Genomic DNA, 15,469 nt, shown 5'->3' with positions numbered 1-15,469 from the left:
CTCCCCATTTCCCACTCTCTACCAACAAGTATTGAGCAATTACCAACCACGGGCGCCAATCTTTTGACAAACAATTTGCATTCCTTTACCTGGTGAAGAATCTGCTGCAAAAGGTATTTCTCCCTTCTGCTTATCCTCTTGAAGTAGTTGTCCCCCTGAGCCGTAAATGGCAATGCGATTCCGAAAAAGCCGCGATTCTTTGCACGAAGCATCGAACGTAGTCTCGAAGATACCATCACCATATATTCCGTAAAGCTTGTATGTCGTGCCCTTAATAGTTTTTGTATCCAGAGCTACGCTGTTTCCTAATTTATCATGCCCTACAGTGATATATCTTTGTGCATCTTGGGCGATGGCTGCGCCAACACCTTCAGCGATCGCACTACCACTGCTCAATAAAATAGCGATCGCTCCTACTATGCCGCCTATTTTAAAACACATACGCTTTAAAAATATCAGATTTCATATATTTCTATCCGCAATCAAAGTGGTTCTGGCACGGTAGAAGCACTGAAAAAAGTTATCGCAAGGTATTGTCAGTGATGCTCTGCTCGTAAGGACTTGTTCCTCATGATTACTATTACATAGAGGTGCGCCCCGCACATGGACTGCTGACTATAAGCGGCTACGCGTCTACAATCAACTTTTAGGGGGTTGGCGTGATAGCAGGTGAGACGAATTTTGAAAGAATATCCCAAACGGCAGTAGTTGAATCTACCGAACACTCCTAAACCACTCAGTAATCCCCTGAGCGATCGCATCAGCCATTTTCTTCTGTTGTTCTGGGTTCACTATCTGCTCAAATTCATCGGGATTGCTCATAAAACCCAATTCCAGCAACACTGATGGCGCAGCTGCTGGACGTGTCAACGCCAGGTTATCCCAAAACACACCATAAGAAGGTTTGCCAAGTTTTTTGACTACATAGTTCTGTAAAAACATTGCCAGGTTGTGGGCTTGGGGTTGATACCAAAAGGCTGCGAATCCTTTGATTTTTTCAGCATCGCCATCATCGGGTAGGGAATTATGATGTATGGAAATAGCGATCGCAGGTTCTTCTTTACTAATAATTGCCTGACGTTCTGCGAGGGAAAGTTCGCGATCGTCCTCCCGCGTCATGACTACCGTTGCTCCTCGCTTCACCAAATCGTCCCGCAGCAACTTAGATACCACTAAATTTACATCTTTTTCTAAATATCCAGTTGGGCCACTGGCACCAGATTCTTTACCCCCATGCCCTGGATCGAGTACAATCTTGAGATTAGCTAAAGGCCTGCGTCTTGTGTTCCCGATTTTAGGTGGATGACGCAAAGCCAAAACCAGGGTTGTACCGTCATATCTCAGCTTATATCCCCACTGTTGAGCTTTTTTGAGGTTAAAGGTGTATTTTACTTGTTCTGGAGCCTCCTGTTGCCAATCTAGGCGAGAAATTAGGGGGTCAGCATCCAGGCGAATGATGTCCGTTTGGGCAGTAGTATTGTAGAGAGTGAGAGCGAGAGCTTGCTCACCTTGTTGCACGCTCACAGGTACGGGAACTTGTAAGGGGAAAAATATCTCTGTCGCACCAGGGAGTTGACGGTATCCGACACTGCGAATTATTGTTTGTGGCGGAATTGCACCAGGGAGAATGCGAGTTTCCTGACTATTAATCCAAGCGCCATAGTCTAGGCGCAACCATTCACCTTCCCTACCTGTTACTGTTGCGCGTGTGCCTTTAGGCAGTGGTGTGAGTCGAGAATAATCGGTGCTTGGGCCAGTGCGAGCAACGCCTGACTCTACTGTAACCTCAGAAACTGGCAACTCTGCTCTTGAAAGGATTTGAATTTTACCAGTCCCTGGTTGAGTTATCGTCTTGCCATTGAGCGTTAGTTGAAACTGAGGTTTTCCCAGATCGGCGGCTGTTGCCACTGTGGTGCAACCTTTATAATTGCCTACGCTAGACTGGGCATAAGGCTGATTTTGCCCTGTCAGAATTGCCAAATTACTTGGTAGTTGTGCCTGTTGAGGTTGAGGTGAAAGGGCAATAGTTTGATTAGCCAGGGTTACAGAGACATTGGCGTTAGAGGGTGCGACTCCTTCGGGAAGCTTTGCTAATGCGCTAAAACAAATTACTTCTCCCGGTAGTCTGGCAATATCAACTGCGGGAGTCAGGGAATCTTTCGCAAAGGCTACCCCCTGCGGTAGTTCAGGGCTAGTGGAAAGCCTTATCACCTTAATCTTAAGTTCTTGATTCTGGCGACGCACAGTAAAAAGGTTCTCCCCCAACTGCAAGGGGAAACTAGGGGAAAAATGACCAGCTTTGCTGCGGGTAATTGGCTTACTATTGATCAAAACCTGACCGTCTGGTGGTGCAGTCCCCAGAAAAAAGATTTTCTGGGAAGTCGTCTGGTAGTTTGTCTGGGGAAAAACGACTACAAGAGATGGTTCTGCCAATGCTATGGAGGATGTGAGAATACAGCCTAATATTACTAATCCTAAAAGGTTTTTCACAGCAAATCACAGAAGATTACACCACAATAACTGTGGCACAATGACGGGATGTATTTTTAGAAGTTGTTAGAAATTCAAACTACTATGACTAAGTTTATCTTTGTAACTGGAGGCGTAGTTTCCAGTATTGGTAAGGGCATTGTAGCAGCAAGTCTAGGGCGTTTGCTCAAGTCGCGCGAATATTCCGTGTCGATTCTTAAACTCGACCCTTATATCAATATCGATCCTGGCACGATGAGTCCCTTTCAGCACGGGGAAGTATTTGTTACCCAGGATGGTGCGGAGACAGATTTGGACTTGGGGCATTACGAACGCTTTACCGATACCTCAATGTCGCGATTAAACTGCGTGACTACTGGCTCGATTTACCAGGCAGTCATCAATAAAGAGCGGCGCGGAGACTACAATGGCGGCACAGTACAAGTTATTCCTCATATTACCAATGAAATAAAAGATCGGATTCTGCGAGTTGCTAAAAGTACAAATCCATCTGTAGTAATTACAGAAATCGGCGGTACGGTGGGAGATATTGAATCACTGCCGTTTTTGGAAGCAATTCGCCAGTTCCGTAAAGAGGTGGGACGGCAGAATGTGCTGTATATGCACGTAACGCTGGTACCGTGGATTGCCTCTGCGGGTGAGATGAAAACTAAGCCAACTCAGCATTCAGTTAAAGAACTGAGATCCATTGGCATTCAACCAGATATTTTAGTTTGTCGGAGCGATCGCCCCTTACCCAAGGGATTAAAACAAAAATTGTCGGGATCTTGCGATGTACCGGAAGAATGCGTCATTACTTCCCAAGATGCCAAAAGTATCTATGAAGTACCGCTAAATCTGGAACGGGAAGGAATGGCAGAACAAGTGCTGAACTTGCTGCAAATGGAACAACGTAAACCAGATTTGACGCAGTGGCAAACCTTGGTACAACGGTTACATAGTCCCAAGCACGAGGTAGAAATTGCCATTGTTGGGAAATATGTGCAGTTAAGTGATGCCTATCTATCTGTAGTGGAAGCGCTGAACCATGCGGCAATCTCCACTTATGGCAAACTGCGTCTGCGTTGGATAAACTCAGAAGATTTGGAAAGTGAACCAGCTGAAAATTATCTTCAGGGTGTCGATGGCATAGTTGTGCCAGGAGGTTTCGGGGTTCGGGGAGTGGATGGCAAAATTGCTGCCATTAAATACGCGCGCGATCGCCAAATTCCCTTTTTGGGTTTATGCCTGGGAATGCAATGTTCTGTGATTGAATGGGCCAGGCACGTAGGGGGATTAACAGGTGCCAACAGTGCCGAATTTGACGCTCATACAGTTTATCCGGTAATTAATTTATTGCCAGAACAGCAGGAAGTAGTGGATTTAGGGGGTACAATGCGCTTAGGATTATATCCTTGTCGTGTTCTCCCTGATACTCTAGCTTTTAAGCTCTATCAAGAAGATGTAATTTATGAACGACATCGACATCGCTATGAATTCAACAATGCTTACCGCGATTTGTTGTTAAAGTCTGGCTATGTGATCAGTGGTACTTCTCCCGATGGACGCTTAGTTGAAATTGTGGAATTACCCAAGCACCCATTCTTTCTTGCTTGCCAATTTCATCCAGAATTTCAATCGCGCCCCAGTACCCCTCATCCCTTATTTAAAGGGTTCATTCAAGCAGCGATCGCTCTTTCTCTCACGACATCTGGCACACCAACGCCATTGGAGGTGTCATAAAAATTCAAAATGACGTTCTCTACGAGACGCTGCGCGTAGCTTGCTTCTCCGTAGGAGTACGCGGACTCGCTAACAAAATTCAAAATTAATTTTTTAGATTTTGAATTGGCGCACAGCAACATTAACTTAAGGCTTCAGTAGATTTGGACATACAGGGTGCATCATTCGTAAATTTCGGACTTGAGGAGATGTTGTGGCGTACTGGGTGAAAATCCTTTACGAGAGGAGAGAATATGTAGTGAATTTTGAACGTGTCCATGCTTTTTGTTATGAGCTGAATGGCAGGGTTACTTTTTGGCTACCCGATAGTGCCATTCCAATAGTAATTAACCCACAAACTAACCTGGAAGACTATCAAAAGATTCTCGATTATTTAGAATGTGTGACAAGGTTGGAATTAGATCATGCCCACTGGGTGAAAATTCTTTATGAAAAAAACGAATATGTAATTAATCTCAACTGCATCAGTTCCTTTTGTCATGAACCGAACGGCAGGATAACTTTTTGGTTGCCAGATGGCACTATCCCCATCATCATCAACCCTGTGAGTAATCCCGAATCTTATGAAAAAGTCGTGCAATACGTTCACAAGGCAACAGGATATTCTTTGTCTTAGTATTAATTGGTAATAAGGTGCAGTATGACACCAATTCAAGCTTTGTCCGGAGGGTACGTAACGCACTCTATGAATATTGCAGGTGATTAAATCTACAATCCTAAACGACAATTAATTCTCCAAGGCGCTTCAATATACTGAGTACTTGGTTTAGTTCTGAATCACGTTCAATTGATAGCGCATAAGATCGTGCATACCAAGGATATTCTTGTTGAATCAATTTAACAAAAACAAATTCCCTACCGTTGATTAGTAAACCAAAAGTCGGTTGTGCAAGATTTGGCCGAGCAAGCATATAAGTGAGTGCTTGAGGTAGGGCTGTCATCACATCAAATTTACTGCTTTTAGATTCGATCACAAGTACCCAAAAACGTTTTTGGATGACAAGAACATCAATGTTTCCTTTAACGATAAAGTTCTCATCTTCAGCAGAAATCTCAACAGAAGTCTCAGTTTCAATCTCAAAAGGAAGTTGATAAAACCCAGCTAAATCGAGTAAAGGAGACAGCACTACCATCTTTACCGCCTCTTCTGACATCAGACGGTGCTTATTCAAGTTTAAATAGTTGCTTTTCACTCGCGCAATCGCTTGCTTCTCAGCATCAGTCAGAGTTGGTAAAATTTCTGTCCACTCTGTAAAGAAGCTGGTGTCTGTGGCAAGTTGCAAACCAAATTTTTCTTCTAATTCGTAAAGACTAATGTCTCTCGCTGGAATTGTTTGAACCATAATTTAAAATCCTGAATAGAGTTGCCATGCCAATTTTGCTGCACCTACTATCCCTGCAAAATTGCCTAACTCCGCTGGCAAAATTTGTAAACCCGCTCGTGATAAAGGCTGCACTCGCTTCTCAATTTCTGCCTTCACACTTGGTAAGAAAAACTCAAAGCTGCCACTTATACCGCCACCAATCACGATCGCTTGCGGTGTTAAGACATAAATCAAACTTGTCAAACCAATTCCCAAATTCCTACCATATTCTTCCCAAAAAGTCAATGCTGTAGGATCTCCTTGTTGGGCAAGAACACCCAATTCGATGGGTTCCTTGAGAGTGCGGCGGCGAATGGCAGTAACACAGGCATATTGTTCCAAAGAGCCTTGATTGCCACTATTGCAAATTGGCCCATCTGGGTTGAATGAAATTAAACCCAATTCCCCAGCAGCTCCTTGATGTCCAACAAATAGTTTGCCATCTAGGATAATTGCCCCACCAACCCCAGTTCCTAAAGTTAGCAGAATCAGATTTTGAAAGTGGCGACCGGCTCCCAGCCAAGCTTCTCCCAAAAGAGCGCAATTAGCATCGTTAGCGATCGCAGTAGGTTTGCCAGTTTTAGCTTCTAACCAGTCTGCTAAAGGCACATCGCGCCATCCAGGCAAGTTAATCGCAATTTTAGCAATGCGTCCCGTTGCATCAGATGGGCCAGGAGTACCAACACCAATAGCAACAGTTTGATTATCTGGATCAATTTGGGCGATCGCATCTCCGATCACCGCCAGCACAGCCTCTGGTGTTGTCGGTTGCGGAGCTGCCACAAGCAATGATTGCAGACAAGTACCATCAGCTGTAAAACGCCCCAGCTTAATTGCTGTTCCCCCCACATCAATGCCAATTACTTGAGAACTCACCACTTTAAAATCCTCACACCAAGCAGCAAATTTTCGGCTTAAAAAGCATAGTAGTACAGCTTTGCACAAGTTTGTAGCCAATAAAATAGCCACGTACTAAACTTCTGTGTCCTAGAGCGTTTCAATTTTAAAGCTCAATTCCTCAGCGTTTTAGCATTTTGGCACGAAAAAATTCTAAATTTTCTATTTTATTGGGTGCGAGTCGTTTTCATCCGCGATCTGTTCGCGCAGCTTTTCCCCTTCTCCCTTTGGGAGAGGCTAGCGCTAAGGGAGAAGATGCGGGGCTTTCAACTCCGATCTTTGTAAATTAGCAACAGTCGTGGTGCGGAAACTCGATTGCTCTTGCCAAGCTGTAATTGGCGCACCTCTTAAGATGCCAGCAAGGGCAACAGAAAGGATAAACCCGCCAGTAGCGGCGGCAATTAACGTTAGGTTATCTTTCACACAAATCTCTCCAGTTATCAATTACCAGTTATTAGTTACTAGTTATCAATGATCAGCCCGTTGACTGATAACTGTCCACTGTTTACTAACTATTTCCGGATTCTATTTTCTCTCCGTAACCGGGGATTGACAAATTCGTTTAACCCTTCACCAAGTAGTGATAACCCTACCACCATGCATGTCATCGTTAAACCAGGGAAAAGCGTAGTCCACCAAATGCCAGTAGGTAGAGCTTCTAGAGCTTGTTTTAAATCATGTCCCCATTCTGGCACTTCTTCGGGAAGTCCTAGCCCCAAAAAACCCAAACCGCCCAACACCAAAATTGCATCAGCGGCATTGAGTGTGAATAGGACGGGTACGCTTTGAATGACGTTGAAAAACAGATAACGAGAAAGCACAACCCAAGTGGAAGCGCCCATTGCTTGAGCAGCTTCGATGAACACTTCAGTTTTCACGCTAACGGTGTGGTTGCGAACAACGCGGTAATATTGGGGGATGTAAGCAATGCTAATAGCGATCGCTGCATTTAATATCCCCCGCCCCACCACAAACGCCAGCGTTACAGACAGCAGTAGCCCCGGTAGAGTGTAGATGCTATCCATAATAAACAGCAACACTTTATCCAATTTACCGCCGAGATAACCACTCAGCATCCCCAAAGGCACACCGATAATCATACTCAACGCCGTTGCCAAAATCACCACTTGCAAAGCAGCTTGAGCGCCGAACAATGTCCGAGAGAACACATCATAGCCCAGGCGACTAGTACCAAACCAATATTTAGCTGAGGGTGGCTCGTGAATTGGGTTAGAGAGAAAATCTTTGGGATTTTGCAGCCATCCCCAAGCCTGGAATACGGGAGCGAAGAATGCCAGGAAGATGAAAAATAGGGTAATGGCTAACCCGATGAGCATGAGTTTTTGGGAAAGATTCGGATTTTTGCCAAACTGTAAAAATGTCGGTAGCCGCCGTTTTGTAATGGCCATAAAGCAAGTTAAGAGTTATGAGTTATAAGTTATGAGTTATAAGAGTAATTTTGTCAACTCTAAACACAACCCTCAACCCTACCTTACAGATGAGATTATTTCCAGCCAAGATCCGACGAGACAAATTAGGGTGGGCAATATTGCTAGGTGGAGGAGATAGGGAGAGCAATAACTCCCAACTCCTGTACAGACGCGATTAATCGCGTCTCTACTCCTAACTCCTGTACAGACGCGATTAATCGCGTCTCTACTCCCAACTCCTGTACAGACGCGATTAATCGCGTCTCTAACTATAATTACAGATTGCTTTCAATCAACTGACGATATTCGCTCTTTTGCTTCACGCCTTTAACTTCCTTCACCAGTTCCTTATTTTTGAACAATTGAACCGTTGGCGTTCCTGTGACACCAGCATTTTCGGCAATATCTCGGTCTTTGTCGATGTCAATTTCTATAAAGTGAATTTTGCTGTCAAATTCATCCACCACTTTATTTAAAATTGGCTTCAGGGTATGACAAGGGCCACAACCAGGAGAAACGTATTTAACAAGGAGTAAGCGATCGCTTTCATGGAACAATTTCCGTAAGGCATAACCTCCCTCATGGCGCGTCCCATTCAAATTAAATCCAGCTTCTTCCTCGGCTTCAGTCTTTTTGGCTGGCTGATGTTCTAATTCATTATCTGCTGTTTCTGCCTGTTGATGGAATTCTTGAATCAAGCCACTGAATGACAACCAGCGTTCTGCTAACATCGCCGCCATACAGCCAGTACCCGCAGCCGTAATTGCTTGCCGAAACTCATGATCTTGTACGTCACCAGCAGCAAAAACGCCCTCTATACTAGTTTCCACAGTACCGTGCTTGGTGACAACGTAACCAACCTCATCCAGTTCTAATTGCCCCTTGAATAAAGAGGTATTGGGACTGTGACCAACAGCGTAGAATAAACCTTTAGCGTGCAGTTTGCTCTCTTCACCAGTTTTGGTATTGCGGACTTTCACCCCTTCCATGTGACCATTACCGAAGATATCCACGGCTTCTGTGTTCCAATGCACTTGGATTTTTGGGTTACTCAAAACCCTGTCTTGCATGGCTTTAGAAGCCCGCATTTTATCGGTGCGTACCAACATATTTACCTTTGAACCGTATTTGGTGAGGTAAATAGACTCTTCCGCCGCCGAGTCGCCAGCCCCAATTACAGCCAATTCTGCGCCATGAAAAATTGGTGTTGCACCATCGCAAATTGCACAAGCGGATATACCCCGACTCCAGAATACATGTTCGCTGGGTAAACCCAAACGCTTTGCTGTTGCACCAGTAGCAATGACAATGCTATTGGTTTTTATTTCCCTTTCTTGCGATCGCACTGTAAAGGGACGCTGACTCAAGTCAACTGATATAACATCTTCAGTATATAGTTCAGCCCCCCAGCGCTCCGCCTGCGCCTTCATCTGATCCATCAGTTCCGGCCCGGTAATCCCTTGGGGAAACCCAGGAAAGTTCTCGACTTCCGTCGTTGTCATTAGTTGTCCACCAGGCAATCCCCCGGCTTGGAAACCCTCAAATACAACGGGTTTCAGGTTAGCGCGTCCGGCATAGATGGCGGCTGTATACCCTGCTGGGCCAGAACCGATAATTACTAAGTTTTCTACTGTGGGGTTAGTCATGACCATATATAAACTCATAACGACTACGTTTAATATAGCATAACAAACTTCGATTGGCTACGCCAGATGGTAAGCGATCAGAAAATGCCTACAGCACTATGCGCTCAACACTTGCCAAACCTCCTCTTAACCGCTAAGACTGTTCTTGCAGATATTTCCTGATAATTTCAACATCGATTTCTAGCAATTCTGCTATTTCTTGAATGCTCATACCTTTATCACTAAGTTTTGGGGCTAAGGTTTGGGTATCTATGATAGATAGAGAAATGTTATTTGGTGTGTTATGTCCCTCACCATTACAGACTTAGAGCAGCTACAAACCGAGCATCCAGAGTGGCAGATGGAGCTGGTAGAGGGGAAAATCATAGTTATGGGGCCATCAGATTACAAGTCAGAGTAAATTGGGACTCGTCTAATTACCTTCTTAAATAACTGGGTCATGTCGCGCAAACTAGGGCGTATCAACTGGCTTTAGCGCAGGGTTTATTCTACCGAATATAGAAGAGGATGATTCGGAAAAAAGAAACTTGCGATCGCCTGACGTATCTTTTGTTAAAGCTGACCTGAATAAAGCACTCTCACAAATCAAATCGAGAATCTAGCCCTTGGGTCTACACCAGGGGCTAATTAATGTTTGTCCCATTTTGGATACAAGGATTCTGGATTGTGTAACCGCATCTCGCCAAACTTTATTTCTCAGGGTGATAGGAAAGCGATCGCAGTTGGGTAAGTTACATCTAGAACACCCAAGCACTTCCTACCCCCGGGAAAACACTTATGAAAACCGAATTAAAAGCCAAATTTCTCCAACACATCCTTGCCAAGAAGAAGGGAGATGAGGGTTTTACACTCATTGAATTACTAGTAGTAATTATTATCATCGGTATTTTATCTGCGATCGCACTGCCTTCTTTCTTGAACCAAGCAAACAAAGCCAAGCAGTCAGAAGCTAAAACCTACGTAGGTTCCATGAACCGCGCGCAGCAAGCTTTTTACTTAGAAAATACTCTATTTACAAGTTCAATTGGTAGTTTAGGACTTGGTATTGCAACACAAACCGTAAATTACAAATACCATATTGCCTATACTGCGGGTGGTAGTGTAGCAACCAACCAAGCAGAAGTATTAGTTGCTACCGCGCCTCTCAAAAGCTATGTTGGTGGTGTAGAGGTGACAAGCCAAGTTGCTACCAGTGAAGCTACTACCATCGCTGTTTTGTGTGAATCTAAAGACACAGTTCTTGCCGGTGGTACAAATGCAATTGCTGCCACTGCATTTGTCTTTAACGCTGGATCACTTGATTGTACCACCGACACCGGCATCGGCGCCGGCAAGTTTATCTCTATGGCTAAGTAACCAACCAAAGACAAAGAGTATATAAATTGTCTCTCAACTAGATATTTTCCAAAGTGGGTAGATGCTTCTATCCACTTTATTTCCATTATGTAAGTCGTTCACAATTATATTCCTCATAAAATTTTCTCAGAGAATCACAATGATTACTGATATATATAATTGGCAAAATCAAGCTGAACAATACTTCATTCAAGAAAAATATTTGCAAGCAGCACAGTTATATGAGCAAGGAATAGCGATAGAACCAAATGCTATTTCTTATTATTGGCATTTAGGGCTACTATTGCTATTACAAGGGCAAGAAGCAGAAGCTCAAATGACTTGGATGCTGCCAATGACAGAGGCAGATGAAGAACAGTTACCAATTTGGACAAATGAACTATTTCAAGTTTTACAAATAGAAGCTGAAAGGCGTGAAAAACTGGCAGAATATTCTCTAGCTTGGTTAATTCGCCAGCATATGCGGGAAATTAATCCTAGTTATATAAATAATTTGCTTCAAATTCTTCTCCTTTATATCAAATTGGAAAAATTTGAAGAGCTTGATGATTTGAATGAGTGGGGATTAATTGAAAGCTTAAACGCAAAAGAAAATATAGAAATTAATACCGAATTATTGATCCAAGTTTTAAAAGAATTTTTAAATACTGTTCCCTTACATCCAATTAATCTAAATTTACTAGAAGCTAGTCTGCCTTATTTCTCTGATCCTCATCAATGCTTTTCTATACTGCTTCCTGCTGCTATGGAAATTGGTCATACTTTACTAAACCCTCTACTAGCATCATCTCTGCTGAAATTGCATTTACGATTGGAGCCAGATAATCTAGAAATTTTGCGACACTTAGCGACTTTTTATCAAGATGCTCGTAATTATTCTCAAGGTATAGAGACAGCTAGATTGTGTTATTCCTTATCAGAAAGCTTGGCTGATAAAATTTTTGCACTCCATTTGCTGTTAAGGGGTCTAATGTCAGCAGGAGGATATTGGCAAGAGATATGTACAACTTGTCAAGAATTGGAAACTCTGTTTCAACAGTTTATTAAAGCTGAACGAATTCCTTTAGAAGAAGGAAGAATATTACGGTTACTTACGCCAGCTTTTGCAATACCTCACATTAAAGATGCTCCTGTTGAATTTCGAGCTATTCATAATCAGGTAGCTGAGATTTATAATAATTATATTCAAGCTCTTGGCCAATCAAAAGCAAAAAACTATGCTCATCAAAATATTAATCATCAATCTTTAACACATCATCCGAAGAAATTAAAAATTGGTTATATATCTTACGCTTTTAGGAATCATTCTGTTGGTTGGCTAGCTCGTTGGTTATTTCAACATCATGATCGAGATAAATTTGATATTCATACTTATTTTGTTAACTACAAATTAGCAACCGATTATCTCCAAGAGTGGTATTTAGGTGAGGCAGGAAAAGCTCGTAAATTAGGTATGAATGGCTGGGAAATTGCTGACCAGATATATCAAGATGAAATTGATATTTTAATCGACCTTGACAGCATCACTCTAGATATTACTAGTGAAGTGATGGCACTCAAGCCAGCCCCAATTCAAGTTACTTGGTTAGGGTGGGATGCATCAGGCATACCTGCAATTGATTACTTTATCGCAGACCCTTATGTACTGCCAGATGATGCACAAAATTACTATACAGAGAAAATCTGGCGATTACCTCAAACTTACATAGCAGTAGATGGTTTTGAAGTTGGTGTACCAACTCTCCGCCGCGATGACTTGGATATCCCTATGGATGCCGTTATATATCTCAGCGCCCAAAGAGGATATAAACGCCATCCAGAAACGACAAAGTGGCAAATGCAAATTATCAAACAAGTACCTAACAGCTACTTTTTAATTAAGGGACTTGCTGAAGAGGAAACGATTAAACGCTTCTTTTACCAACTTGCCGAAGAAGAAGGTGTAGATTGTTCTCGTTTACGCTTTTTACCAATAGTTCATTCAGAATCAGTTCATCGTGCTAATTTAGGCATTGCTGATATTGTATTAGATACATTTCCCTACAACGGAGCGACAACAACTCTAGAAACATTGTGGATGGGTATCCCCTTGGTGACGCGAGTTGGCGAACAATTTGCGGCGCGTAATAGTTACACCATGATGATGAATGCAGGAATTACAGAAGGCATCGCCTGGACTGATGAAGAGTATATTGAGTGGGGTGTCCGCTTGGGGAAAGATAAGACTTTACGCCAGCAGGTGGCTTTGAAATTGAAAGCATCTCGACAAACAGCACCCTTATGGAATGGTAAGCAGTTTACCCGTGAAATGGAGAAGGCTTACAAGCAGATGTGGCAGAGGTATCTTGATATTTAATCAGCTTTTAGTGAGGGCTTGAGAAACCAGCTCTTTCAACGCGAACAAATGAACTAATAAAAGGCAATCAATAAAAGTCTGACTCTGGCTAGCTTCTAATACCAAGTTGTCTTTGATCGTATTATTTGCTTGCAAGTTAGTTCAGAAGCCACCTTAGTTACAAACAAGACTAACTTTGGCAACTTGGTATAAGGCATAAAGCAGTTTGAAGCAGACATGAAAAGACAAAGAATCATCCTCAAGATTCAAGTTAAAACCATAAATATTGGGATTTAGGTGGATGTCCGAGGAATTTTTAGAATAACGATTAGATTCTTAATAGTGCTGGCATTTTCGAGCGTCTATTGCTTTTCGCTCTTATTTTATAATTTTTTAACTCTCAGTATTTATACTGATGGCAACTGTTATTTACCTATATACTATGATGTCCATTAGCTAAAGAGAAAACAAAATGAAAGTTGTAATTTTAGCTGGAGGATTAGGAACTCGTCTGGCAGAAGAAACAGAAATCATCCCAAAACCAATGGTAGAAATTGGTGGTCGCCCTCTACTTTGGCATATTATGAAAATCTATGCTCATTATGGGTATAAAGATTTTTACATTGCTTTAGGCTATAAAGGCGATTATATTAAACGCTATTTTTTGGAGTATTACAATTTAAATTCTAGTATGACTATTAATTTACAAGATGGTCATGTAGATATTCATAATAACGCAGCCGAGGATTGGATTCTTCATCTCATGGACACAGGATTAGACACCATGACAGCAGGTCGAATCAAAAGATTACAGCCTTGGTTAGATAATGAAACATTTATGGTTACTTATGGTGATGGAGTTGCTAATTTAAACATTAAGGAATTATTAGAATTTCATAAATATCATAAATGTTTAGCAACCGTAACCGCAGTCCGTCCTCCAGCCCGTTTTGGGAGTTTAAGATTTCAAGGTGATTTAGTAGATGAATTTCTGGAAAAACCTCAAATGGGAGAAGGTTGGATTAATGGAGGATTTTTAATTTTTGAACCCAAGATTTTTGACTATTTAAAGGGTGATGATGAAGTATTAGAAGTTGCTTTATTAGAAAAACTAGCTAGTGAAGGACAATTAGCTGCCTATCGTCATTATGATTTCTGGCAGTGTATGGATACTTTAAGAGACAAATACAGATTAAAAGATTTATGGGATAGTGTTAATCCTCCTTGGAAAGTGTGGAATTAAGTATGAGTAATAGCTCTAATTTCTGGCAAGATAGACCAATTTTTATTACAGGTGCAACAGGATTGGTTGGTGGTTGGTTAGTTAAACATCTATTAACCGTTGGAGCGGATATTGTTTGTTTAGTTCGAGACTGGATTCCTCAAAGTTTTTTGATACAAAGTCGAGTCTTAGAAAAAGTTAAAGTTGTTAGAGGTGATATTTGTGATCAAGCTCTGTTACAAAGAATTTTAGAAGAATATGAAATTAATACGGTTATTCATTTAGCCGCTCAAACCGTCGTAGGAGTTGCTAACCGTAATCCCATTTCTACTTTTGAAACTAATATTACTGGTACTTGGCGTTTACTTGAAGCTTGCCGTCATAGTTCTACAGTCAAACAAATTATAGTGGCATCTTCAGATAAAGCCTATGGGGAACAGATACAGTTACCTTATGAAGAAAATACTCCCCTCAAAGGTATACATCCCTACGATGTAAGTAAATCGTGTGCTGATTTAATTGCTCAAACTTATGCCCATACTTATAATTTACCAGTAGTGATCGCCCGTTGTGGTAACTTTTATGGTGGAGGTGATTTAAACTGGAGTCGAATTGTACCAGGAACTATTAAATCTATTTTAAAAGAAAAAGCTCCTATAATCAGATCCAATGGTTGCTTTGTCAGAGATTATCTATATGTAGAAGATGGTGTAAAAGCTTATATTTTATTAGCAGAAAACTTATCACAGCACCCTGAATTGATTGGCGAAGCATTTAATTTTTCTTTAGAGATAAAATTAACAGTTTTAGACCTAGTAGAAAAAATATTAACATTGATGAACTCAGATTTGAAACCAAAAATTTTAAATCAAGCGAGTAATGAAATTAAAAATCAATATTTATCTAGTCAAAAATCGAGAAAAATATTAAATTGGTATCCCTCATTTGACCTAGATACAGGATTAGAAAAAACCATTAATTGGTATCAAAATCTTTTAAAGTAAAAA

13 protein-coding genes and 1 pseudogene are annotated in these 15,469 nt (G+C 41.7%); 7 read left to right on the top strand and 7 right to left on the bottom strand.

The features are described 5' to 3' along the window. Positions 1-39: 39 nt before the first annotated feature. The gene (locus V7K30_RS03310; protein ID WP_334997078.1) at positions 40-441 is read right to left on the bottom strand and encodes a hypothetical protein; all 402 of its coding nucleotides are present in this window, start codon (positions 439-441) and stop codon (positions 40-42) included. Positions 442-714: 273 nt separating this feature from the next. After that, positions 715-2,490, bottom strand: coding sequence for an N-acetylmuramoyl-L-alanine amidase (locus V7K30_RS03305; RefSeq protein WP_334997075.1), 1,776 nt, complete (start codon positions 2,488-2,490; stop codon positions 715-717). 84 nt (positions 2,491-2,574) lie between these two features. Here V7K30_RS03305 and V7K30_RS03300 point away from each other — a divergent pair, with 84 nt between their 5' ends. Together V7K30_RS03300 and V7K30_RS03295 are read left to right on the top strand one after the other, a co-directional pair. After that, positions 2,575-4,212 (top strand): CTP synthase, encoded by a 1,638-nt coding sequence (locus tag V7K30_RS03300; RefSeq protein WP_334997073.1) that lies wholly within the window; start codon positions 2,575-2,577, stop codon positions 4,210-4,212. A gap of 193 nt (positions 4,213-4,405) precedes the next feature. Further along, entirely contained in the window at positions 4,406-4,828 is a 423-nt protein-coding gene (locus V7K30_RS03295) for a hypothetical protein (RefSeq protein ID WP_334997071.1), read from the top strand. A 100-nt stretch (positions 4,829-4,928) separates the two neighbouring features. On the opposite strand, the gene V7K30_RS03290 is transcribed toward V7K30_RS03295, so the two are convergent. From V7K30_RS03290 to trxB, 5 genes are all read right to left on the bottom strand, one after another. Continuing rightward, entirely contained in the window at positions 4,929-5,555 is a 627-nt protein-coding gene (locus V7K30_RS03290) for a type I restriction endonuclease (protein WP_334997069.1), read from the bottom strand. A gap of 3 nt (positions 5,556-5,558) precedes the next feature. Then, entirely contained in the window at positions 5,559-6,455 is an 897-nt protein-coding gene (locus V7K30_RS03285) for an ROK family protein (RefSeq protein ID WP_334997067.1), read from the bottom strand. Between the two features lie 261 nt (positions 6,456-6,716). Next, on the bottom strand, positions 6,717-6,896 hold the full coding sequence (locus V7K30_RS03280; RefSeq protein ID WP_334997065.1) for a hypothetical protein: 180 nt from the start codon (positions 6,894-6,896) through the stop codon (positions 6,717-6,719). 89 nt (positions 6,897-6,985) lie between these two features. Further along, positions 6,986-7,882, bottom strand: a complete 897-nt coding sequence (locus V7K30_RS03275; protein ID WP_334997063.1) for an ABC transporter permease — start codon at positions 7,880-7,882, stop codon at positions 6,986-6,988. A 296-nt stretch (positions 7,883-8,178) separates the two neighbouring features. Then, positions 8,179-9,549, bottom strand: a complete 1,371-nt coding sequence (gene trxB, locus V7K30_RS03270) for a thioredoxin-disulfide reductase (protein WP_334997061.1) — start codon at positions 9,547-9,549, stop codon at positions 8,179-8,181. Between the two features lie 283 nt (positions 9,550-9,832). On the opposite strand from trxB, the pseudogene V7K30_RS03265 reads away from it, so the two are divergent. The 5 genes and pseudogenes from V7K30_RS03265 to V7K30_RS03245 form a co-directional block, all read left to right on the top strand. After that, positions 9,833-10,112, top strand: a pseudogene (locus V7K30_RS03265) (Uma2 family endonuclease); the annotation flags it as partial. Positions 10,113-10,326: 214 nt separating this feature from the next. Beyond that, the gene (locus tag V7K30_RS03260; RefSeq protein ID WP_334997059.1) at positions 10,327-10,905 is read left to right on the top strand and encodes a type IV pilin-like G/H family protein; all 579 of its coding nucleotides are present in this window, start codon (positions 10,327-10,329) and stop codon (positions 10,903-10,905) included. A gap of 139 nt (positions 10,906-11,044) precedes the next feature. Further along, positions 11,045-13,261, top strand: coding sequence for an O-linked N-acetylglucosamine transferase, SPINDLY family protein (locus V7K30_RS03255; RefSeq protein WP_334997058.1), 2,217 nt, complete (start codon positions 11,045-11,047; stop codon positions 13,259-13,261). Between the two features lie 451 nt (positions 13,262-13,712). Further along, positions 13,713-14,483, top strand: a complete 771-nt coding sequence (gene rfbF, locus V7K30_RS03250; RefSeq protein WP_334997056.1) for a glucose-1-phosphate cytidylyltransferase — start codon at positions 13,713-13,715, stop codon at positions 14,481-14,483. A gap of 2 nt (positions 14,484-14,485) precedes the next feature. Continuing rightward, positions 14,486-15,466 carry a GDP-mannose 4,6-dehydratase gene (locus V7K30_RS03245; protein WP_334997054.1) on the top strand — a complete coding sequence of 327 codons (981 nt, stop codon included), beginning with the start codon at positions 14,486-14,488 and terminating at the stop codon, positions 15,464-15,466. The last annotated feature ends 3 nt before the right edge of the window (positions 15,467-15,469 follow it).

It is taken from the genome of Nostoc sp. (assembly GCF_036917655.1).
Taxonomy (GTDB): domain Bacteria; phylum Cyanobacteriota; class Cyanobacteriia; order Cyanobacteriales; family Nostocaceae; genus Nostoc.
Note: the sequence above shows the minus strand (reverse complement) of the source record. Positions and strands in the feature narration are given on the sequence as shown.

Coding starts and splice junctions, on each gene's coding strand:
- V7K30_RS03310 (WP_334997078.1), bottom strand. CDS start 441: ATGTGTTTTAAAATAGGCGGCATAGTAGGAGCGATCGCTATTTTATTG.
- V7K30_RS03300 (WP_334997073.1), top strand. CDS start 2,575: ATGACTAAGTTTATCTTTGTAACTGGAGGCGTAGTTTCCAGTATTGGT.
- V7K30_RS03290 (WP_334997069.1), bottom strand. CDS start 5,555: ATGGTTCAAACAATTCCAGCGAGAGACATTAGTCTTTACGAATTAGAA.
- V7K30_RS03275 (WP_334997063.1), bottom strand. CDS start 7,882: ATGGCCATTACAAAACGGCGGCTACCGACATTTTTACAGTTTGGCAAA.
- trxB (WP_334997061.1), bottom strand. CDS start 9,549: ATGACTAACCCCACAGTAGAAAACTTAGTAATTATCGGTTCTGGCCCA.
- V7K30_RS03260 (WP_334997059.1), top strand. CDS start 10,327: ATGAAAACCGAATTAAAAGCCAAATTTCTCCAACACATCCTTGCCAAG.
- V7K30_RS03255 (WP_334997058.1), top strand. CDS start 11,045: ATGATTACTGATATATATAATTGGCAAAATCAAGCTGAACAATACTTC.
- rfbF (WP_334997056.1), top strand. CDS start 13,713: ATGAAAGTTGTAATTTTAGCTGGAGGATTAGGAACTCGTCTGGCAGAA.
- V7K30_RS03245 (WP_334997054.1), top strand. CDS start 14,486: ATGAGTAATAGCTCTAATTTCTGGCAAGATAGACCAATTTTTATTACA.